Annotated in this window: 18 protein-coding genes and 1 pseudogene; 7 read left to right on the top strand and 12 right to left on the bottom strand. The window is 60.7% G+C overall.

From position 1 onward, the window contains the following. The first annotated feature begins 81 nt into the window (after nt 1-81). Entirely contained in the window at nt 82-333 is a 252-nt protein-coding gene (locus ACQZ6J_RS01720) for a DUF2164 domain-containing protein (RefSeq protein ID WP_163987687.1), read from the top strand. A gap of 7 nt (nt 334-340) precedes the next feature. On the opposite strand, the gene panB is transcribed toward ACQZ6J_RS01720, so the two are convergent. The 3 genes from panB to ACQZ6J_RS01705 all read right to left on the bottom strand — a co-directional run bounded on the left by panB (nt 341) and on the right by ACQZ6J_RS01705 (nt 3,162). Then, nucleotides 341-1,162, bottom strand: a complete 822-nt coding sequence (panB, locus tag ACQZ6J_RS01715; RefSeq protein ID WP_449081505.1) for a 3-methyl-2-oxobutanoate hydroxymethyltransferase — start codon at nt 1,160-1,162, stop codon at nt 341-343. A 1-nt stretch (nt 1,163) separates the two neighbouring features. Further along, a complete protein-coding gene (gene panC / locus ACQZ6J_RS01710; RefSeq protein WP_449081503.1) occupies nt 1,164-2,039 on the bottom strand; it encodes a pantoate--beta-alanine ligase in 876 nt (291 codons plus the stop codon). Between the two features lie 175 nt (nt 2,040-2,214). Continuing rightward, nucleotides 2,215-3,162 (bottom strand): hypothetical protein, encoded by a 948-nt coding sequence (locus ACQZ6J_RS01705; RefSeq protein WP_449081501.1) that lies wholly within the window; start codon nt 3,160-3,162, stop codon nt 2,215-2,217. Between the two features lie 211 nt (nt 3,163-3,373). Between ACQZ6J_RS01705 and ACQZ6J_RS01700 the strand changes: the two genes are divergently transcribed. Together ACQZ6J_RS01700 and ACQZ6J_RS01695 are read left to right on the top strand one after the other, a co-directional pair. Further along, a complete protein-coding gene (locus ACQZ6J_RS01700) occupies nt 3,374-3,925 on the top strand; it encodes a DUF805 domain-containing protein (RefSeq protein ID WP_449081499.1) in 552 nt (183 codons plus the stop codon). 172 nt (nt 3,926-4,097) lie between these two features. Continuing rightward, nucleotides 4,098-5,483 carry a hypothetical protein gene (locus ACQZ6J_RS01695; protein WP_449081497.1) on the top strand — a complete coding sequence of 462 codons (1,386 nt, stop codon included), beginning with the start codon at nt 4,098-4,100 and terminating at the stop codon, nt 5,481-5,483. Nucleotides 5,484-5,489: 6 nt separating this feature from the next. Here the strand turns inward: ACQZ6J_RS01695 and ACQZ6J_RS01690 are convergent, their stop codons facing one another. The 4 genes from ACQZ6J_RS01690 to ACQZ6J_RS01675 all read right to left on the bottom strand — a co-directional run bounded on the left by ACQZ6J_RS01690 (nt 5,490) and on the right by ACQZ6J_RS01675 (nt 9,488). Next, nucleotides 5,490-6,575, bottom strand: coding sequence for a glycosyltransferase family 4 protein (locus ACQZ6J_RS01690; protein ID WP_449081495.1), 1,086 nt, complete (start codon nt 6,573-6,575; stop codon nt 5,490-5,492). Between the two features lie 81 nt (nt 6,576-6,656). After that, nucleotides 6,657-7,280 carry a bifunctional nicotinamidase/pyrazinamidase gene (pncA, locus tag ACQZ6J_RS01685; RefSeq protein ID WP_449081493.1) on the bottom strand — a complete coding sequence of 208 codons (624 nt, stop codon included), beginning with the start codon at nt 7,278-7,280 and terminating at the stop codon, nt 6,657-6,659. Between the two features lie 111 nt (nt 7,281-7,391). After that, nucleotides 7,392-8,675 carry a sugar MFS transporter gene (locus tag ACQZ6J_RS01680; RefSeq protein ID WP_449081491.1) on the bottom strand — a complete coding sequence of 428 codons (1,284 nt, stop codon included), beginning with the start codon at nt 8,673-8,675 and terminating at the stop codon, nt 7,392-7,394. A 282-nt stretch (nt 8,676-8,957) separates the two neighbouring features. After that, nucleotides 8,958-9,488, bottom strand: coding sequence for a TetR/AcrR family transcriptional regulator (locus tag ACQZ6J_RS01675; RefSeq protein WP_449081489.1), 531 nt, complete (start codon nt 9,486-9,488; stop codon nt 8,958-8,960). A gap of 250 nt (nt 9,489-9,738) precedes the next feature. Between ACQZ6J_RS01675 and ACQZ6J_RS01670 the strand changes: the two genes are divergently transcribed. Continuing rightward, nucleotides 9,739-10,476, top strand: coding sequence for an SDR family oxidoreductase (locus tag ACQZ6J_RS01670; protein WP_449081486.1), 738 nt, complete (start codon nt 9,739-9,741; stop codon nt 10,474-10,476). Between the two features lie 105 nt (nt 10,477-10,581). On the opposite strand, the gene gstA is transcribed toward ACQZ6J_RS01670, so the two are convergent. After that, a complete protein-coding gene (gstA, locus tag ACQZ6J_RS01665) occupies nt 10,582-11,217 on the bottom strand; it encodes a glutathione transferase GstA (RefSeq protein ID WP_449081484.1) in 636 nt (211 codons plus the stop codon). Between the two features lie 148 nt (nt 11,218-11,365). On the opposite strand from gstA, the gene ACQZ6J_RS01660 reads away from it, so the two are divergent. After that, nucleotides 11,366-11,728 (top strand): winged helix-turn-helix transcriptional regulator, encoded by a 363-nt coding sequence (locus tag ACQZ6J_RS01660; protein WP_449081482.1) that lies wholly within the window; start codon nt 11,366-11,368, stop codon nt 11,726-11,728. On the opposite strand, the pseudogene ACQZ6J_RS01655 reads toward ACQZ6J_RS01660, so the two are convergent. From ACQZ6J_RS01655 to ACQZ6J_RS01640, 4 genes and pseudogenes are all read right to left on the bottom strand, one after another. Beyond that, nucleotides 11,708-11,887 (bottom strand): annotated as a pseudogene (locus tag ACQZ6J_RS01655) (GIY-YIG nuclease family protein); the annotation flags it as partial. The gene ACQZ6J_RS01660 and the pseudogene ACQZ6J_RS01655 sit on opposite strands and share 21 nt — an antisense overlap. Next, nucleotides 11,887-12,606: a type VI toxin-antitoxin system SocB family DNA replication inhibitor toxin gene (socB, locus tag ACQZ6J_RS01650; protein WP_449081480.1), complete on the bottom strand. Its 720-nt coding sequence runs from the start codon at nt 12,604-12,606 to the stop codon at nt 11,887-11,889. The pseudogene ACQZ6J_RS01655 and the gene socB, both read right to left, overlap by 1 nt. Continuing rightward, nucleotides 12,584-13,123, bottom strand: coding sequence for a type VI toxin-antitoxin system SocA family antitoxin (gene socA / locus ACQZ6J_RS01645; RefSeq protein ID WP_449081478.1), 540 nt, complete (start codon nt 13,121-13,123; stop codon nt 12,584-12,586). Before socA ends, socB begins: the two co-directional genes overlap by 23 nt. A gap of 43 nt (nt 13,124-13,166) precedes the next feature. Next, nucleotides 13,167-15,632 carry an ATP-dependent helicase gene (locus tag ACQZ6J_RS01640; RefSeq protein WP_163987673.1) on the bottom strand — a complete coding sequence of 822 codons (2,466 nt, stop codon included), beginning with the start codon at nt 15,630-15,632 and terminating at the stop codon, nt 13,167-13,169. A gap of 364 nt (nt 15,633-15,996) precedes the next feature. On the opposite strand from ACQZ6J_RS01640, the gene ACQZ6J_RS01635 reads away from it, so the two are divergent. Both ACQZ6J_RS01635 and ACQZ6J_RS01630 read left to right on the top strand, forming a co-directional pair. After that, complete coding sequence (locus ACQZ6J_RS01635; protein ID WP_449081475.1) at nt 15,997-17,163, top strand: efflux RND transporter periplasmic adaptor subunit; 1,167 nt, start codon at nt 15,997-15,999, stop codon at nt 17,161-17,163. Continuing rightward, entirely contained in the window at nt 17,163-20,318 is a 3,156-nt protein-coding gene (locus tag ACQZ6J_RS01630) for an efflux RND transporter permease subunit (protein ID WP_449082732.1), read from the top strand. Before ACQZ6J_RS01635 ends, ACQZ6J_RS01630 begins: the two co-directional genes overlap by 1 nt. Nucleotides 20,319-20,344: the final 26 nt, after the last annotated feature.

The following is a 20,344-nucleotide window of genomic DNA, read 5'->3' as shown; positions in this document are numbered from 1 at the left end:
AAGCCGGCAATTGAATTTCCTTGATGGATCAATTGATTTCCTTGAAGCAGTTCCCTGAACGCATCAGAAAGTGGAGCGAGGATGAAGAAGATCACGTTTTCGAAGGAAGAGAAGGCTGCCATCGTCGCCCGTCTTCAGCGTTATTTTGCCGATGAGCTCGACCAGTCGATCGGCGCGCTGCCTGCCGAATTCCTGCTGGATTTCTTCACGGCGGAAATCGGCCCGTATTACTATAATCAGGGCCTGCGCGATGCCCATGCCGCCCTGGTGAGCAAGATGGAAGATTTCGGCGAAGCGATCTATCTCTTGGAGAAGGAGCCGGCCAAAGGCTGACTGAGCCTCATTTCTTCGGCTGGAACGTATGCTCCAAAGCCGGGAAGGTGCGAGCCCTCACGTCCTCGGCATAGGCCTCGGCCGCCTTTGAGACCAAGGGTGCCAGCTGCGCGAAATGCTTGACGAAGCGCGGCTTGAAATCGTTGAACAGGCCGAGCATGTCGTCGGAAACGAGGATCTGCCCATCGCAAGCCGCAGAGGCGCCGATGCCGATGGTGGGGATAGGGACTGCGGCGGTGATCTCGCGGGCGAGCGGCTCAATCGTGCCTTCGATCACCATTGCGAAGGCGCCGGCCTCGGCGATCGCCCTGGCATCGCGCCGGATCTTGTCGGCTTCCTTGTCCGTGCGTCCAAGGGAGCGGTAGCCGCCAGTCGTATTCACCTGTTGCGGCATCAGCCCGACATGGCCGAAGACCGGAATACCGCGGCTGGTCAGGAAGGTGACGGTTTCGGTCATTTCCTCGCCGCCCTCCAGCTTGACGCCATCGCAGCCGGTTTCCTTCAGAATGCGCGCAGCGCTGCGAAAGGCCTGCTCCTTTGATTCCTGATAGGAGCCGAAGGGCAGGTCGACGATAACGCAGGCGTGCTTCGCGCCGCGCATGACGGCCTGGCCGTGGCCAATCATCATCTCCAGCGTGACGCCGACGGTCGTTTCCATGCCGTAGAGCACCATGCCGAGTGAGTCGCCGACCAGCAGCAGGTCGCAATGCGGATCGAGCAGGCGGGCGATCGGCGTCGTATAGGCCGTCAGGCTGACGATCGGGCGTGTGCCCTTCATCGCTTCGATCGCTGCAGGCGTTACACGCTTGGTCTGTCCGACGGTGCTCATCTCAGACGGTCCTTTCATTGGCGGCCGGCCGGCGGCCGATGACGCGATTGTCGAGCAGGCGGGTGCTGCCGATGCGGACGAAGAGCGCGATGAGCACGGGATGGCCCTGCAATGTCGTCAATGGTTCCAGCGTATCGGGATGGCGAACGGCGGCCACTTCCGCTGTCGCGAGCGGTTCTTTGTCAATGAAGGCGCGCAGCGCCTCTTCCAGCGCCGCAGGGTCGTTCGCGCCGAGATCGTAGAGCCTTTCCGCCTCCGCCAATGCCCTGGGGACGATGACGGCGGCTGCACGTTCTTGCTTCGAGAGATAGACGTTACGCGAAGAGAGCGCCAGGCCATCCGCATCGCGAACTGTGGGCACCGGCACCACACGAACAGGCTGTGCCAGATCCTCGACCATCCGGCGGATGATCGCGACCTGCTGATAATCCTTCTCGCCGAAATAGGCGCTGTCCGGCTGGACGATGTTGAAGAGCTTGGTGACGACGGTGGCAACACCGGCGAAATGACCGGGGCGAACCGCGCCCTCCAGCTCACCGCCGAGCTTCGGCACGTCGACGACCGTTTCCATCGGGCGCGGGTACATGTCGCTGACGCCGGGCGCAAAGAGAAAATCGACGCCGGCTTCGCGCAGCATGGCGCTGTCGCGCTCGAGATCGCGCGGATATTTCGCCAAGTCCTCATTGGCGCCGAACTGCAGCGGATTGACGAAGATGGATGTGACGACGATATCGTTCTCGGCCTTGGCGCGGGAGACCAGTTCCATATGGCCGGCATGCAGGAAGCCCATGGTCGGCACGAGACCGACGCGTTTCCCGGCCTTGCGGTGCCCGCCAAGCTTTTCGCGCAAGGCCGCTATCGTGTTGACGATCTCCAAATTCGCTCCTCCGCCGACAACGCCTTCCCACGCCGCCTGCTTCCATCCCATGAATTTTGCGGGGTCTTCTAACGTGTGCAGTGCAAAAAAGCAATTCGAGGCGCGGGCGAGCACCCGATGGGGCTGACGATATGAGGGAGCGAAAGGCCGCTCACCCGCGCGCAGCCACTATACTTCAGAAGGAAACGCTTGGCCGCATGTCAGACTTCATATCCTGTAGACCGATCTCACCCCGGCGTTTGCTTGCTGGTTTCCATTCGAGATCGAGCGCCTTTGCGACCAGCGCCGTTGCATCTTTCGCCGCGCCGAGCGCGGGCATCGAAAAAATGCGCAAGGGACCGAAAAAGCAGGTCGGCTTGTGCCGCCCTTCGCCATAGAAGCAGCCGCCAATCGGCATGGGAATCCATGTCCACGGCGTTGCCTCCGCGTACGAAAGTCTTGCCGCATTTCCCGTCTCGTCGGCGATGGTGATGATTTGCGTCTTATACGGCAGGAGAAAACTCTGATGCTCTATCGGTTCGGTAACTGTGAGGGTCACGATCCGGCCTGCTGGCTTTTCGACCAGCCGATACATGCACATACCGGCAACGAGTTTGCCGTTCTCGAGCAATCCGAACGGAACGATGCGAAGATTGTTTCCGTTCCTGTCCGCCCAAAGCTTGCTGCACAAGGGGTCCGTGCCGATTTTCCAGGCCCTGATCGGCTCATCATCAGACTCGGATTTTTCGTACACTTTCGAAACAACGAAATTCTTTACGAGCGATACCGGCAGCCCGAGAACGGGCGCTGTTTCGGTGTTGACGACGAGCGCATCGCTTCCTGAAAATGCAAATGCTTGATTGGCATTTTTTGCTTGGATTTCGCGAGACAGCTGCAGAAATTTATACTCGCTAATGCCTGCGAGAACGAGGTTTCCGCCGAAATAGAGAAGCGGCAGAATGAGCCAGACGCGATAATCCCTGTCAGTCAGAGCCTCCATCGCAAGCGAGGCAAATGCAAGGTTGATCGTAAGGATTGGCCAGACCGAAGCGCCCAGGATCATCAATATCGGGCCTATGATCGGCACGTACTGCAGGACGAGAACGATCCAAGTAAAAGCAAAGAGCCAAAGGGATTTCGTCATATGCGACCTCACTTTGTTTCGCTTTTCTCTCACGTCTGTTGATTAAGTCTTAATGTGATGGGCTCCGCTTTACCTGTTTATCTGCAAGTTTGCCGGGCTCGTTGCGATCAAAAAAAGAGCGTTCTTCAGGTAAAATTTGAAAAATATCCTTCATGGAGCTTAAGGGTCTGCGTGCTGTATTGCCGTGGGATAACGGTTCGTGGGGGATCGCGTGATTGACATTCTTTTCGGATTCCGGGGGCAACTGGGGAGACGGCAGTATTTTTTATGGCATATTTGCGGGGGTTTTCTTGCGGGGTTCCTGCTCTCCCTCGTTTTCATCGCCATGGCGTTCGCCGATAAGGGGAGGCAAACGCTTATCCATCCCGCGATCATGCTACCTTTCCTAGTATTCTTTCTTCCGTTTATCTGGATGGGTTTCAGTATCCAGTCCGCAAGAATACGAGACATCGGGTTGCGGGCCCTTGGTGTCATGCTGACGGTTGCGTTGATTTTCGTCGTTGCCGCAGTTGCCGGGATCGTCATGCCTGACGGCGCGGTGCCGAGGGCGCTTACTTTGCTAAACCGCGGCGTAGGAATTGTTTATTCTGTTTTGCTTCTCTTCGCGCCCGGTGGTTTCGTCTCGCAGCGGACGTCGCCTGCTCCCGAGGATACGGATAAAAACGGACGGCGGGCTCCAGTTGCGGCCTATGTTGCCCCGACCAAGGTCGCAGCCGGCAGCAACAAGAACAGCTTCGGTCGGCGGGGATTGAACGGAACCTGATCCCACCCGCACCGGCTCTCCGGCGCGAAGCAGCTCGCAGGGGGGCGTCGCCGGGTTTGAAGTAATATGATGGCAAGTCAGCGTCGCGACTGGTGTCGTCTGCAGAGATATGCCGCTTGCGATTAGCGCTTTCCTCAATCTTTTGCTGTTAGCTGCCGCCATGGCGAAGATCGTGGCATTGGCTGCATATTTCTATCAGGCGGCGGTGGCTTTCGGGCTGCTGATCGCGGTCGCGCATCTGCTGACACCGGCGGATTATGCGGCCTATTCGCTGTTCATCTCGATCAGCCAGTTCGCAGCGATCTTCTGTTTCGAATGGGTTCGCTTTGCCTGCAGTCGTTTCTATCCCGGGCAGGGGGCCGGTAGCGAAGCGCTGGAGCGCAAGGCGCTAGGCGTGGAATTTGCGGCCTGCTCGGTGATCTGCCTGATTGCCGCTTCCGCTTCGATCCTCTTTTCGGTGCCGACAGAGATTGCCATGCTTGGCGGCCTTGTCGCGATTTTCCAGGGCGGCAGCGACCTGCATCTCACCATGCTCCGCTTCCGTCAGGAGTTTCGCATTTTTTCGCGGCTGCAAGGCTCGCGCGCCACCATTCTCGCGGTCGGCACGCTCGCGGGCGCTGCCGTCGCCCCGACGTTCACATGCACCGTCATCGGCCTGATGGCCGGCTATCTCGCTTATGGGCTGCTGGCCTTGTTCCTGACCCGCAACAGCCTGCGCGAGGCCGCGCGTTTCGAGCCGCCGCTGGTTCGCAAGCATTTCGTCTATGGCAGTGTCGCCGCCTCGGCATCGGTCATCGGCCTTCTGACACCATTGGGGCTGAAGGCGATCCTGACCGCCGTGCTTGGAGCAGGGGCCGCCGCCGGCGCGTTGCTCGCCCTCGATTTGCTGCAGCGGCCGTTCGTTCTGATCGTCTCCGCCTTGCAGGCGATCCAATATCCCGACGTCGTTTCGACCTATGATCGTGAAGGCGCGACGCCGACCTTCAGACGGCAGCTCGGAGAGTATTATTCGCTGCTCACAGGCTTAACACTGATGACGGCTGCCGGCATTTTTGCGCTGCTGCAGCCCATTGGACAATTCGTCATCGCGGCCGGCCTGCGTGACGGATTTCTGGCGGCGGCGCCTTTCGTCATCGGCCTCGCCACATGCCGGGCGCTGACGTTCAACATGCTGCCGACGCCGGCGCATCTGCAGCATCGGCTGTTGGCGATCTTCCTGCTCGCGGTCCTGGATTGTGTGCTGCTGAACATCGGCGTGCTGGCCGGCGGTCATCTCGGCTCCTACAATGATGCGGCGCTCATGGCCGGCGGCATGATCGGCGCGCTTTGCGCGATGGCGATCGGCCTGAAGGTCATGATGTCTCTTTCCTTCGACTTCGTCTGGCCGCCGGTCGTCTTCTCCGCCATCGGGCTGGCCGTGCCGGTGCTGGCGACGGCCGGTTTCGGCTATTCGCTCTGGATATCGGTGGCGGTCGGCGTTGTCGGCGGCGCGCTCTTCTGCCTGCTCGGTCTCTACAGCTACTTCATCACCATGTTCCGGCCGCAGGCGCGGTCGTGAAATCTCTCAGAGATCTTCCAGAATGGTCAGCACGCGGTCGGCGCTGCCGTCCCAGGAAAAACGGGTGACGTTCTCGTAGCCGCGCCGGCGCAAATCCTTGCGCAGCGCGTCGTCCGTCGCGATCCTGCGCATGGCCGCAATGAGCTCATCCTGCCGGAAGGGATCGAAGTAGAGTGCGGCATCGCCCGAGGCTTCGCGCACGGCAGGAATATCGGCCGCAAGCACCGGGCATCCCTGTGTCATCGCCTCCAGCGGCGGGATGCCGAACCCTTCATAGAGGCTCGGGAAGACGAAAGCGGTGGCGTGCCGCTCCAGGGCCGCGATCTCCGCATCGCTGAGCCGGCCGGGAAAGAGCAAGCTGCCGTTGGACGTCTGCCCATCCGATTTGAACACCGTCGGCGCGGAACCGCCGACGACCACCAGCTTTTGGTTTTCGTCATTGAGCGCCTCGAAGGCACGGATGGCGAAGTCGAGGTTCTTGTTGGGCTTCATCGTCCCGACGAGCAGGAAAAAGCCGTTCGTCTTCAGGCCAAGCCGCTGTATCACCGCATCCTCGGGCTCGATGGCGGCGAAATGATCGACGGCATTGTAGACGACGTCGATGCCGGCTGAAGAAACCCGGAAAACGGAAGCGAGTTCCTGCCTCGAGAATTCTGAGACCGTGCCGATCTTGGCAGTGCGCGTCAGCACCGTACCCAGTGCGCCGTGCAGCAGGCGGTAGCTGCGCTTGAAGGATTGCGGGTGGCGGAAGATCGTCACGTCATGGATGACGACGGCCTGGCGGCGGTGCAGAAGCGGGCCGCTGCCGCCGAAGCCGATGAGGCGGCTGCCGCGCGAGCGCGAAAGCAGCGACGTCTGCTCCCAGACGTGGCCGGGACCGGACCCGAAACTGTCGATCTCTATGGCGGAGAGCCTGATGTCGATGGGCGTATTGCGCGGTACGGCCAAGCGCCAGCGCGCGCCTTTCAAGGAGGCGGGAAGAGCGCCCGCGGAGATCTTGCGGTCGAGCGCCAGCGTCAGTTCGCGCGCGAAGCGCTGCACGCCGGAGAGCGGCTGGCCGAGGAAACGCCCGTTGATGACAATCGACTGCACGCGAGAGGTCCCGATATTTCTTTGATCGGGAACAGCTTGCACCATTTTGTTTAGAGAAGGTTTAGCTTGGCTCGCGCGATTTTACGCAAGCGCATCCTTACTGTCGATCACGGTGACGCCGCGGGTTCGCATTTCGTCGATTGCCGCCTTGACGCCGGCAGGGTCGATGCCGCGGCTCGCATCTTCGATGAAGCGAACGGTGACGCCGGGCAGCATGTCCACGGCGTCGAGGGCCGAGAATTTCACGCAGTAATCCGTTGCCAGCCCGCAAAGATCGAGCTCGGTGACGCCTTTGTCGCGCAGATAGGCCGCCAGGCCGGTAAGGGCCGCCTGATCGTTGTCGCGGAAGGCGGAATAGCTGTCGACCGAGGGGTTCTGGCCCTTTTGCTGGATGAAATCGATGTCGCCGACATGAAGGTCGGGGTGCAGTTCGGCATCTGCGGTGCCCTGGACGCAATGATCCGGCCACATCATTTGCGGCTTGCCCGAGAGCGTGCCCATCTCGAACGGCTTCTTGCCGGGATGGGCGGAGGCGAAGCTGCCGTGACCGGCCGGATGCCAGTCCTGCGATGCGACGATGAGATCGTACTGGCCGCTGTCGATGAGGGTATTGGCGACGGGCACTACCTGATTTCCATCCGGCACGGGAAGGTTGCCGCCGGGGCAGAATCCATTCTGGATGTCGATGAGCAGCAGTGCTTTCATGAGGCCTGTCCTTCTGTCTTGGTGCGCCGCACGATGCCAAGCGGCGCGCCTGGGATCAAGCCCTTTGCGCCCCGCCGGGAAACCAGGCGGGGCGCGATGGTTGGCGAAGGCTTACGCGGGCTTGTGGCCCTTGAGGCCATAGAAGGCGATATAGACGTAGCAGATGATCGGCATCAGGAAGGCGAGATGGATGCCGATCGTATCGGCAAGGCCGCCCTGGATCACTGGAAGGATAGCGCCGCCGACGATGGCAAGGCACAGAATTCCCGAGCCTTGGCTGGTGTATTTGCCGAGGCCGTGCAGAGCCAGGCTGAAGATCGTCGGGAACATGATCGAGTTGAACAGGCCGATCGCCAACACGGACCACATGGCGACATGGCCGGTGGTGAGTACGGTGACGATGAGCAGGACGATGGCCACGGCGGCGTTGAAGGCAAGCGCCTTGCCGTCATCGATATGCCGCATGATCAGCGAGCCGACGAAGCGGCCGATCATGGCGCCGCCCCAGAAGTAGGAGACGTAGTGCGCGGCATCGGCTTCGGAGAGATGGGCGATGTCGGGCTGGCTGAGGAAGTTGACGAGGAAGCTGCCGCCGCTGACTTCTGCGCCGACATAGACGAAGATGCCGACAGCGCCGAGCACGAGATGGCGATATTGCCAGGCGGAGCCGCCGCCGCGCATCGGCTCGACCGTTTCCTCATCCTCGACCTCGGGAAGCTTGAGAGCCGCGAAGACGGCGGCGAGGACCAGGAAGGCCACGGCGAGAAGCAGATAGGGGAATTTCACCGCGCCGGCTTCGGCAAGCCGCATGGCGTCGAGTTGCTCCGGCGTCGCATTGGCGGCGGCGACCGTCGCGGCGGACAGGATCAGCATCGCGCCGAAGTAGGGGGCAATGGTCGTGCCGAGCGAATTGAAGGCCTGCGTCAGGTTCAGGCGGCTGGCGGCGGTATCGGGCGGTCCCAACACGGTGACATAGGGATTGGCGGCGACCTGCAGGATGGTGATGCCGGTGGCGAGCACAAAGAGCGCGCCCAGGAAAAGAGCATAGACGCGATAGCTGGCGGCCGGAATGAAGAGGGCGCAGCCAACTGCCGCGATTGTCAGGCCGACGACGATGCCCCACTTGTAGGTGATACGCTTGACCAGTGCTCCGGCCGGCAGCGATACGATGAAATATGCGCCGAAAAAGCAGAGCTGGATGAGCATCGCTTGAGTGTAGTTGAGCTGGAAGACGCTCTTCAGGTGCGGGACCAGAATGTCGTTCAGGCAGGTGATGAAGCCCCACATGAAAAAGAGTGAGGTGAGTGCGATAAGCGCGAATTGGTAATTGCCCTGGCCATGGTGTGCGGATGCACGGGCGCTGGTGGGCGCAGAGCTTGTTGCTGAGCCAGCCACTTTTTTATCCTCGGTTCTTGTTGTTGCCAGGCTTCGAGATTCGATCCGGGCGAAAGCCCGAATGGGCCAGAAGAACAGCTGGCAGCGGCTTGCCGAGATGCCCGCAGGAAATGCAGAATCCCGAAGCCGTTTAAATCGATATAATCGATTGGATCGCTATTGGTAGCTTGCTAGGGATGCGGATTTTGCAATGCTGCAATGCAATCATTTGCAGCAGGGGCATACCAGGCGAAGCTCGCCAGCTTTGTGGTGATGCGTTCGATTTGCCGCCAGCCGCCTGTATCAGCCGTCGTTGTTCAAATAGCCGAGCACAGCTCGCTTTACGCGTAGCGCCAATTGGCTTCTGTCCTGGTCGCCATGTTCTCCTGCTGCGTCGATCATCCCCTTGATGATTGCCACCACGTCGCGGCTTGCGACATCGACATCGGGCTGCGGCGGCAGATCCGATCGCAGAAGCGTTGCCCGCGTGAGCTCGAAAAATCGCATCTTGACCTCTTGGGTGGCAGCGTCGAGCGGCAGGCGCGCTTCCTCGAAGTCGAGCAAGCGGGCAAGGGCGGGGCGGCGAAGCTGCTGCTCGACGCAGGGAAGAATGAGGGCCGACAGTGCCTCGCTGCCGGTGAGCCTGGTGGTTGCGCTTTCCGCCTCTTCGACGAGGCGGGACGTCTCGCGAAAGATCAGGGCTCCGATCAATGCGTCCTTGCGCGGAAAGTATTGGTAGAGCGAGCCGACGCTGACGCCGGCCCTTTCCGCGACGGCGTTGGTGGAGAAAGCTTCATGGCCGCGCTCTTCCAAAATGCGAGCCGCTGCCTCCACGATCGCCTCGACGGTAGCGAGCGAGCGGGCTTGCTTTGGTGCTTTTCTCGGCGCGGGGCGGCTCTTTAGAGGGCTTTCGGACATGTTCCTGGAATGCGAGTAGCGAAAAGCGAATTATCGCTCATATTACAGGTCAAGGCCCAACGAAACAAGCGTTTCGGCGACGTCAGGGGATTGAGTTCTCCGGCGAGCGCGAGAGCGCGTGCGCGCGATGCTGCTCGTTCGGGTCGGATGACAAGGAGATCCATGCATGACCAGTGAAATCAGAACCGCAATCGTAACCGGCGCATCGAAGGGCATCGGGGCCGCCATTGCGAGACAGCTTGCCGCCGATGGCTTTCAGACCATCGTGAATTACGCATCGAGTTCCGATGAGGCGGCGGTAATCGTTTCGGGTATCGCGGAGGCCGGTGGCCGAGCGCTTGCGGTCCGCGCGGATGTTGCCGATGCCCGAGCGCTAACCGCATTGTTCGATCGCGCCGAAGCGGAGTTCGGACGGATCGACGTGCTCGTCAACAATGCCGGGATCAGCAAATTCTCGCCATTGGCCGAGGTTTCGGATGAGGACTTTCAGCAGCAGGTCGCCGTCAACCTGACGGGCACCTTCAATGGAATGCGTGAAGGAGCGAGGCGGCTGCGCGATGGCGGCCGTATCATCAACCTGTCGACGAGCATCATCGGCCATTATTCCCCCGGTAATGGCGTCTATGCGGCGACGAAGGCGGCGGTGGAGGCGATGACGTATACCCTCGCGAAGGAACTCGGCACACGCGGCATCACCGTCAATGCGGTGGCGCCGGGGCCAATCGCCACGGAGCTGTTGTTCAAGGGGCGGTCCGAGGAGCTGATTCAGCGCCTGATAAACGATATCCCGCTCGGCCGCCTCGGGTTGCCGGAAGACATCGCCCGGATCGTGTCGTTTCTCGCCAGCGCCGAGAGCGGTTGGATCAACGGCCAGATCATCCGGGCAAACGGCGGGCGCAATTGAAATCGGGTCGTGGCGGAGCTCGAGCCTTTGTGGTGCTACGCGTGGCGCTGCCGCGAGACCGACAGCGTCTCGCGGCAGTCCGCCCATTGCTCACCGCTGCTGAGGTCAGTCGAAAGCCAACCCTTCTTCCGCGATGGATTTCCGCACGGCATCGCGTTGCCTCATGCGGGCGTACCAGTCCTTGAGATTGTCGAGTTCATCGAAGTGGATGCCGGCCTTGTAGTAGGATTTGAGCCACGGAGCCTGCCCCCATCCCGTCAGCGCAAACAGATAGGCGTCGGCAACCGTGAAGCTCTCGCCCATCAGGAAGGGGCGGTCGGCAAGATGGGCATCGATCCATCGATATCGCGCTTCGAGTTTCGGTCTCGCTGTCTCGACATAGTTTCCCGCCAGCCGTGCATAGAGAAGCGGAATGAAACCCTTGTGGATTTCCGTCGACAGGAAGCCGAGGATCTCCTGCAGCTGGTAGCGCTCCATCGTGCCGGCGGCGGGCGCCAGCCCGGATTCGGGCCTCAGATCCGCCAGATATTGGACGATGGCCGGCCCCTCACGCAGAAGATTACCGTCGCCGAGTTCGAGGACGGGGACATAGCCGTGCGGGTTGATGCCGTAGAAGTCCAGCCCCGTCTCGGTCCTGTGGCTGGTGTGATCGACCTTGACCAGGTCTACGTCCAAACCGAGTTCGTTGATGACGATATGGGGCGAGAGCGAGCAGCTTGCGGGCATATAATACAGTTTCACGAGAGGTCTCCATGGCGTTTCCGGTGCCAGCTTTCGCTTGGAAAGACTGTCGCTGAACCATGTAGTCTGCTCGGTATGGAATAGTAAGAACGGAAAAGTTTGACATCTAGGTACAAAAACTATACCGCCTCGACATGAGGTATGCGCGATGAAGAAGACCGTGACTGGATGCTCCGTCGAGGAGGCCATGCATTTGCTGGGAGGCCGCTGGCGGCTGCTGATCGTGTCCTATCTCGTCGATGGTCCCCAACGCTTCAACGAGCTTCGACGGCTGATGCCGGGCATTTCGCAGAGAATGCTGACGCTTGACCTGCGCGCGCTGGAAGAGGCGGGCCTTATCAGGCGGACCGTTTATCCGACCGTTCCTGTCAAGGTAGAGTATTCGCTGACGGAGGATGGGCGTCGCCTGGAAAAGGTGGTGGCCGTGGTCAAGGAATTTGGTCTGTGGCTGAAAGATCGGGATGCACGGGTGCTCGGAGAGCATGAGCCTTCACCAGAGCTCATAGTATAAATCCCGCCAATCGGGATTTGTTTTTTCAATCAGCTCGATCTTTCACCGGCGATACCAGCGTTTCAGCGATTTTTCGTGCTGTATGGCCGAAGTGATGTCGGCGTGATCCTCATGCCAGACGAGCCGCGTGCAGCTATACTTCCACGCGAAGCCGGGTGTCAGAATCTCATTGGGTTACTGTTACTATTCGCCGCTCTTCTATCATCTTCTTCTCTCTCGATAAGTATCTGTTCCCATATGCGATACGTCGTCGAGATCATTTCGTTAAGCTGATCAAAGCTAAATAATTCCAACCCATCATCGGTACGGCGCTGCAGTATCCGGGTTCCATCATCCAATTTTCTAAACTGATAGATGGCCAGGGCTACATTCTGTAGGTCTGGATCAAGAGCCCGCGTGCGCTCATGCATAACGGAAAACGCAAAGCGCCTAGCTTCTTTATTCAAACGCTTGGTAAGGCGATAATCGTGAAAACTGACCTCTGGCTGCTCGCCTACAATTGAAATGTAATCCGCCCAAAAGCGTACGGACTGTCCGAAACCAATCGCCCAGTTGGGCATCAAGCGGTCGCGTGAGAATACCCGTTCATGCTGAGCAAAATCGTAGAGGGCCTTTGCGACACTTAAATTATGCTCATACTCAGCAGTATGACGAGAGTGTTTCTGAATAATCTCGCAAACCTTCTGCCAAGGCGTAGGCTCGGCTCTGCCAAATAGAGGTATTTGACGATTGAGAATATCCGGCTGCGCCCTTCGAACGGGATCATAAGTATGAGGAGGGCGTCCAAACTTATGTTTTCGCAAAAGAACCCATTGGTCGGCGACCGGTAGAACAGCGATCCGCGCGAGGTCAGTTTCAGCCAAACGGCGCGTCTTCATCGGGTTCCCTTTGTGTCGACGATTTTCCAATTGCCAATTTTAAGAACTTGAATCTCTTCTTTGTAACATCGTCCGTGATTCGTAACCCAAGATTTGCGTTAATTTTTGAGTTTTCCACAGTATAATGCCAAGGCCCATTTGGCGCGTGCGATAGATCGACTAATTGCCCTGCTGATAAACTAGAGAAGTTCACCATTACCGATCTAATTACTCTTCGTGCAGATTTGTCCGAAATTGGCTCGATCACGAAGCTGGTCCCAGAAACAATGTCATATCTGGAAGCCCTACCTTTAATTGGACTGGCACCGAACTCTTTGAAGGATTTGTATAAAGCTGGATGAACCGGGCCGTAAGTCCAAGCCTCAAAGTAACCGCTTACCAGCGGCCTCTCATGTTCAAGTAAGAAAAATGCGTGACAAAAATATATTAGTTTTTGCAGAACAATGTTCGTCACCGGGCGCGCATCTTCCTCTGCGAGCTCCAGAACGTAGTTAGCGATAGCTCTCGGATCATGCATTTTATATATCTTGCGGTAGTCAGCTAAAAATGAGATCGCTCCCTTATACCCTCTCCACGAACCCGTCCAGCACACGCTTCTGGCCAGCGCGATCGAATTCGATGGTCAGCTTGTTGCCCTCGATCCCCGAGACGTTGCCGTTGCCGAACTTGATGTGGAAGACACGGTCGCCGATGGCGAATTTGGAGGGTTCGGAGGAGGTGGATTTGGCCACCAGCTCGCCATCGATGGTGCGCACCTTCGGGCCGCTTTCGCCGTAGCCGATGCGCTCGACGGCATGGCCGGAGCGGCTGCCCCAGTTGTCGCGCGTTGCGTCGTTGCGGTTCGCCTGCGCGCGTTTCCAGCCGGGCGTGGAATAGGAGTTGGCGAAGGGTTCGGCCTTGTCGAAGCGCGACTGGCCGTAGCCGCCGCGGCCGTAACCGCCATAGGACTGCTCGACCTCGGCGACTTCGACGTGGGTGACCGGCAGTTCGTCGAGGAAGCGGGACGGAATGGTCGACTGCCATAGGCCGTGGATGCGGCGGTTGGAGACGAACCAGATGTGGCAGCGGCGCTTGGCGCGGGTGATGCCGACATAGGCGAGGCGGCGCTCTTCCTCCAGGCCGGCGCGGCCGCTCTCGTCGAGCGAGCGCTGGTGGGGAAACAGGCCTTCCTCCCAGCCGGGCAGGAAAACGGTTTCGAATTCCAGGCCCTTGGCCGAGTGCAGCGTCATGATCGAGACGGCATCGAGATTTTCATTTTGCTCGGCATCCATGACGAGCGACACATGCTCGAGGAAGCCGCGCATGGATTCGAAGCTGTCCATCGAACGGATGAGTTCTTTAAGGTTTTCCAGCCGTCCGGGCGCTTCCGCCGATTTGTCGTTCTTCCACATGTCCGTATAGCCGGACTCTTCGAGGATCTGCTCGGCAAGCTCGGTATGCGGCGTGTTTTCAAGCAGGCCCTGCCAGCGGCGGAAGGATTGCACGACGTCGAACAGCGCCTTGCGCGCCTTCGGCTTCATCTCGTCCGTTTCGATGATATCGGCCGCTGCCGCCAGCATCGGAATGTCCCGAACGCGGGCATAGTCGTGCAGGGCGCGGACCGTGGTGTCGCCGAGGCCGCGCTTCGGCGTGTTGATGATGCGCTCGAAGGCGAGATCGTCGGCCGACTGGCAGACGAGGCGGAAATAGGCCATGGCATCGCGGATTTCGAGGCGCTCGTAGAAGCGCGGGCCGCCGACGACGCGGTAGTTCAGGCCGAGCGTCACGAAGCGGTCTTCGAACTCGCGCATCTGGAAGGAGGCGCGCACGAGGATCGCAATGTCGTTGAGATTGTGCTTGCCGCGCTGCAGCTGCTCGATCTCTTCGCCGATCGCGCGGGCTTCTTCCTCTGAATCCCAGGAGGCATGCACCTGCACCTTGACGTCGTCGGGATCGGAGCGGTCGGTGAACAGGGTCTTACCGAGACGGCCCTCGTTATGGGCGATCAGATGCGCGGCGGCACCGAGAATATGCTCGGTGGAGCGGTAGTTGCGCTCCAGCTTGATGACCTTGGCGCCGGGAAAATCCTTTTCGAAGCGCAGGATATTATCCACTTCGGCGCCGCGCCAGCCATAGATCGACTGGTCGTCGTCGCCGACGCAGCAGACATTCTGCAGCTCGCCCTTCGGCCGCTGCGCCAGCAGGCGAAGCCACATGTACTGCGCCGTGTTGGTGTCCTGATACTCGTCGACGAGGATATAGCGGAAACGCTGGTGATAGTCCTTCAGGATATCGGGGTTCCGCCGGAACATATTGATCGGATGCAGCAAAAGATCGCCGAAGTCGCAGGCGTTCAGCGTCTTCAGGCGGCTCTGATAGGCGGCATAGAGTTCGCGGCCCTTGCCATTGGCAAAGGCGCGGGCGTCACCCTCGGGAATATCGGCAGGGCTGAGGCCCTTGTTCTTCCAGGTGTCGATCATGCCGGCGAATTGCTTGGCCGGCCAGCGCTTGTCGTCCAGCCCCTCCGCCTGGATCAGTTGCTTGATCAGGCGGATGACATCGTCGGTATCGAGAATGGTGAAGCTGGAGGTAAGGCCGACCAGCTCCGCATGGCGGCGCAACAGCTTGACGCCGATCGAGTGAAAGGTGCCGAGCCAGGGCATGCCTTCGACTGCGCCGCCGACGAGCAGGGCGATACGTTCCTTCATTTCGCGCGCCGCCTTGTTGGTAAAGGTGACGGCGAGGATCTGGCTGGGGAAGGCGCGGTTGGTGGAGAGTATATGGGCGATGCGGGTGGTCAGCACGCGTGTCTTGCCGGTGCCGGCACCGGCAAGCACCAGAACCGGCCCGTCGAGCGTTTCGACCGCTTCAGCCTGCTCCGGATTGAGGCCGGAGAGATAGTCCGGCCGGCGACCGCTGTCGCGTGCCGCCATGGCGCGGGCCGCAATGCCGCCGCCGATGCCGCCGGCAGCCGGCGCGGAACGGCGCGGCGCCATGTGCTCCGGCTCCTCGTCAAAGAAGGGAATGTCGTCATGTCCAATGGTCATGCGGCCCAATGTAATGATTCTACCCTGAAAGGCAAAAGAAACGGGCCGAAATTAGAACAAAAAGTGCACATTCACAGGCGTGCCGCGCCTGCGGAAAGTTCGATTCGGGGCCTGAACGGGCTTGCGGATGCGCAAATGAAACGCCTCGTTGTCCACTTCAAGATTACAACTTTGTCATAATCCGCCCCAAAGCTTGCCGCATATGCTCAAAAACACGATATTGCAGCAAATCGGGCACAATCTTGCGTTATAGAACCGCCCGACATGAAATTTGGTCCCTTTAAGTGCGCTGGGTGTGACAGGGACCATACCAAAATCAACGACGCGATTTCATCGCCTCTGACACAACGAGCCGGAGACGTGCATGACCGCCTGGAAGCAGCTTTCCTTGTCTTTTCTTTTGCTGGTGGCAGGCATTGCCGCTGTCGTGGCTTTCGTGCCCGGCGCGACGGGCCTGCTGCAGAAAGCCGGGGTCCCCGAGACGCTCGTGGCAGCCATCACGCGCAACGGGGATGCCAGCGCCGGGAAGAGTGGCGATGCGGCCGGTGGCGGCGCGCGACGCGGTCAGAACATACCGCTCGTGGTGACGGAACCTGTCGTGAGCGGCATTGTCAACGACCGCCTCAGCGCGATCGGCACCGGCGATGCCATCCGCTCGGTTGCCGTCATGCCGCAGGCGGCAGGGACGATTCGGGAAATTCTCATCAAGTCCGGCGACAGGGTCAGGCAGGGGCAGGTGCTGGCGCGTCTTGACGATGACGAGCAGATCATCGCTCGTGGCCAGGCGGAAGTGGCGCTGAAGAGCGCTGCCGAGAAGGCGCAGCTCTACCACACCATCAAATCCAGCGTGTCCCGCATGGATGTCTTCGATGCCGAGATTGCCGAGCAGGGGGCGAAGCTGGCCCTGCAGTCGGCGGAGCTGGCGCTCTCGCGCCGCAACATCGTCGCGCCGATCGATGGGATTGTCGGCATCGTGCCTGTCGTCATCGGCGACAACGTCACGACGACGAGCAATATCGTGACGCTGGACGACCGTTCCGAAATCCTGGTGGACTACTGGGTGCCGGAACGCTTTGCCAACACCGTCAAGGTCGGCCAGCCGGTCGAGGCGACCTCGGTCGCACTGCCGGGGCGCGTCTTTTCCGGCGTCGTGGAAGCTGTCGACAATCGCGTCGATGGCGCCAGCCGGACGCTCCGCGTGCGCGGCCGCATCGACAACCCTTCCGACGAATTGCGGGCGGGCATGTCCTTCAATGTCGGCATGCGCTTTTCCGGTGAATCTTATCCCTCGGTCGATCCGCTTGCGGTCCAATGGGATGGCGCGGGCGCGCATGTCTGGCGTGTCGTCGACGGCAAGTCGTCGAAGGTGCGTGTCAGCATCGTGCAACGCAATCCGGATGCGGTTCTGGTTCGCGGCGATCTCCGCAACGGCGATCTTATCGTTATCGAGGGGTTGCAGCGCGTGACCGAAGGCGGTGAGGTTCGCTTTGCCCGCGATGTCGCGGAAGCCAAGGAGGTCGTCATCCAATGATGTCCCATGGCGGTAATGAGACGACGGATGCTGGCGCGACTGCGGGCAAGCAATCCTTCACGGCGCTTTTCGTACGCCGGCCGATCCTGGCACTGGTCTTCAATACGCTGCTGGTCGTCGCCGGTCTCGCGGCCTATTTCGGCGTCGAGGTTCGCGAGCTGCCGGATGTCGATCGCCCCGTCGTGACCGTGCGAACCGTGTTCGACGGTGCATCGCCCCAGACGGTGGATCAGGAGCTGACCAAGATCATCGAAGGGGCGGTGGCCCGCGTCAGCGGCCTGAAATCCGTCTCTTCCAGCTCGTCCTTCGGCCAGAGCAGGGTGACGCTCGAATTCTCCGACGCCACGGATCTCTCGGTCGCCGCCAACGATGTCCGCGATGCCATCGGCCGTATCACCGAGCAATTGCCGGATCAGGCGGACGCGCCGCAGATCGTCAAGGCGGATTCGGATTCGCAGCCGATCATGCGCCTTGCCGTCACATCGAGCACCATGACGATGGACGACCTGACGCAGCTCGTCGACAAGGAAATCACCGACCGGCTGGCCTCCGTCGAAGGTGTTGCCGATGTCGAGCTTTACGGCGATCAGGAAAAGGTCTTCCGTATCGACGTCGACCAGGCGGCCCTTGCCGGCCGCGGCCTGACGATCGGCGATCTGACGACGGCGCTTGCGACCTCGGCGCTCGATGTGCCGGCGGGATCCTTGAAGAGCGCGCGTCAGGATATCGTCGTGCGCGCCACGGCGGCATTGCAGACCCCGGAGGATTTCTCCCGGCTGATCATCAAGGATCGCGTGCGGCTCTCCGATGTCGCGACCGTCACGCTTGGGCCAAGGGACGGCACGACCGCGCTGCGCTCGAACGGCGTGCAGGGCGTCGGCCTCGGCATCATCCGCCAGGCGCAGTCGAACACGCTGAATATCTCCGAAGGCGTGAAGGCCGTTGTGGCGCAGCTGTCGAAATCATTGCCGGAGGGGACGCGAATCGTCATCACCAGCGATGACGCGCTGTTCATTCAGGGCGCGATCCATGAGGTGGTGCTGGCGCTCGTGCTGTCGGCGCTGATCGTCACGGTCGTCATCTATCTTTTCCTGCGTGACTGGCGGGCGACACTGATACCGGTCGTCACCATGCCGGTGGCGCTCATCGGCACGCTGGCCGCGCTCTATATGGTCGGGTTCTCGGTCAACATCCTGACGCTGCTGGCCATCGTGCTGGCGACCGGCCTCGTGGTCGATGACGCCATCGTCGTGCTCGAGAACATCGTGCGCCGCAGGGCTGAGAAGATCGGTCCGCGCGCCGCCGCCGTGCTCGGCACCCGCGAGGTCTTCTTTGCGGTCATCGCCACGACGGCGACGCTCGCCGCCGTATTCATTCCGCTGTCCTTCCTGCCGGGGCAGGTGGGCGGGTTGTTCCGGGAGTTCGGCTTTGTGCTGGCCTTCTCCGTCGGACTGTCGTCGATCGTCGCGCTGACGCTCTGCCCGATGCTCGCCTCGCGGATGCTGACCAAGGAGATGCGCGAGGAACACGGGGCGCTCGGCCGTTTCGGAGAGCTCTTTGCCGCCGTCTATCGCCGGACGCTCAGAGCCTGCCTGAACGCGCCGTTGGTCGTCATCATCTTCTGCGCCCTGTTTTCGGCTGCCGCCGTCCTGGCCTTCGTCAATGTCAAAAGCGAGCTGACGCCGAGCGAGGACCGGGCAATGGTCATGCTGCGCCTGACCACGCCGCAGGGTGCCGGCCTTGACTATACGAAGGATCAGCTGCAGCGCGTCGAGGAGCGGTTGCAGCCGCTGCGCGACAGCGGCGATATCCGCAACATCTATGCGATTTCGGGTATGAGCAGCCAGAAGAACAGCGGCTTCATGGTGTTGACTCTGGCACCCTGGAGCGAGCGCCATCGCACGCAGCAGGACATCGTCGCCGATATCAACCAGGCCATGGCTGACGTTCCGGCCCTTCGCGGCAACGTCGTTCAGGCCAACAGCCTGCGCATTCGCGGCGCCGGCAGCGGCGTGCAGATGGCGCTTGTCGGCAACGATCACGAAGCGCTGACCGAGGCGGCCCTGAAGCTGGTGCAGGCGCTTGACGCGACCGGACGGTTCGACACGCCGAGGCTCAACAACGAGCCGACGCAGGCCCAGGTCTCCGTCACCATCGACCGCGAGCGTGCGTCCGACCTCGGGGTCGATATAACAGGCCTTTCGGTCGCGCTGCAGTCCTTGCTGGAAGGGCGTTCCGTTGTCGATGTTTTCGTCGCCGGCGAATCCTATCCGGTGCTGCTGACCTCGACCATGCGCCCGATCGATGATCCGACGGACCTTGAAAACGTCTATCTGAAGACCGGCGACGGCAAGATTGTGCCGATGTCGGTGATCGCAGCGCTGAAGGAGAATGCGGTGGCGCCGCAGCTGACCCGCGAGCAGCAGCTGGCGTCGGTCGCGATCACGGCCGGTCTCAAGAACGGCATGTCGCTCGGGCAGGCGGTCGAGGACGTTACCCGGATCGCGACACCGCTCTTGCCGCCGGGATCGCGGTTGATGCCACTTGCCGAAGCGGCGACGCTTGAGGAGAATTCCAGCGGCATGGCGCTGACCTTCGGTTTCGCCATCGTCATCATCTTCCTGGTGCTCGCAGCCCAGTTCGAAAGCGTGCTGTCGTCGCTCATCATCATGTCCACGGTGCCGCTGGGCCTTGCCTGCGCCATTTTTGCTCTCGTCATCACCGGCTCGAGCCTCAACATCTACAGCCAGATCGGCCTGGTGCTGCTGGTCGGGGTCATGGCCAAGAACGGTATCCTGATCGTCGAGTTCGCCAACCAGCTGCGCGACAAGGGCGAAGGCGTGCGCGAGGCGATCGAGAAGGCGTGCGCCCTGCGCCTGCGCCCGGTCATGATGACGATGATCGCGACCATCCTCGGCGGCGTGCCGCTAGTCTTTGCGGAAGGCGCGGGCGCGGAGGCGCGTATCGCGCTCGGCTGGGTGATCGTCGGCGGCCTTGGTTTCGCGACCCTGGTCACGCTCTACATCACGCCGGTCGCCTATCTCCTGATTGCCCGCTTCGCCAAGCCGCAGACGCATGAAGAGCAACGGTTGCATGAGGAAATGTCCGATGCGGCGCTGCGCTCGAAGCTGACCAATCTGCGCGCCGCGGAGTAGGGCGAGCACGGGCGGGTTGCGCCCGC

Source organism: Rhizobium sp. A37_96, from assembly GCF_053521765.1.
This window is presented reverse-complemented; position numbering and strand designations above follow the sequence as displayed.

What these genes read in the sequence shown, in the direction of transcription:
- pncA (WP_449081493.1), bottom strand. Translation starts at nt 7,280, where the DNA reads ATGAAAGCACTGCTGCTCATCGACATCCAGAATGGATTCTGCCCCGGC.
- ACQZ6J_RS01660 (WP_449081482.1), top strand. Translation starts at nt 11,366, where the DNA reads ATGAAGAAGACCGTGACTGGATGCTCCGTCGAGGAGGCCATGCATTTG.
- ACQZ6J_RS01635 (WP_449081475.1), top strand. Translation starts at nt 15,997, where the DNA reads ATGACCGCCTGGAAGCAGCTTTCCTTGTCTTTTCTTTTGCTGGTGGCA.
- ACQZ6J_RS01670 (WP_449081486.1), top strand. Translation starts at nt 9,739, where the DNA reads ATGACCAGTGAAATCAGAACCGCAATCGTAACCGGCGCATCGAAGGGC.
- ACQZ6J_RS01720 (WP_163987687.1), top strand. Translation starts at nt 82, where the DNA reads ATGAAGAAGATCACGTTTTCGAAGGAAGAGAAGGCTGCCATCGTCGCC.
- ACQZ6J_RS01640 (WP_163987673.1), bottom strand. Translation starts at nt 15,632, where the DNA reads ATGACCATTGGACATGACGACATTCCCTTCTTTGACGAGGAGCCGGAG.
- panB (WP_449081505.1), bottom strand. Translation starts at nt 1,162, where the DNA reads ATGAGCACCGTCGGACAGACCAAGCGTGTAACGCCTGCAGCGATCGAA.
- socB (WP_449081480.1), bottom strand. Translation starts at nt 12,606, where the DNA reads ATGAAGACGCGCCGTTTGGCTGAAACTGACCTCGCGCGGATCGCTGTT.
- ACQZ6J_RS01705 (WP_449081501.1), bottom strand. Translation starts at nt 3,162, where the DNA reads ATGACGAAATCCCTTTGGCTCTTTGCTTTTACTTGGATCGTTCTCGTC.
- ACQZ6J_RS01630 (WP_449082732.1), top strand. Translation starts at nt 17,163, where the DNA reads ATGTCCCATGGCGGTAATGAGACGACGGATGCTGGCGCGACTGCGGGC.
- socA (WP_449081478.1), bottom strand. Translation starts at nt 13,123, where the DNA reads ATGCATGATCCGAGAGCTATCGCTAACTACGTTCTGGAGCTCGCAGAG.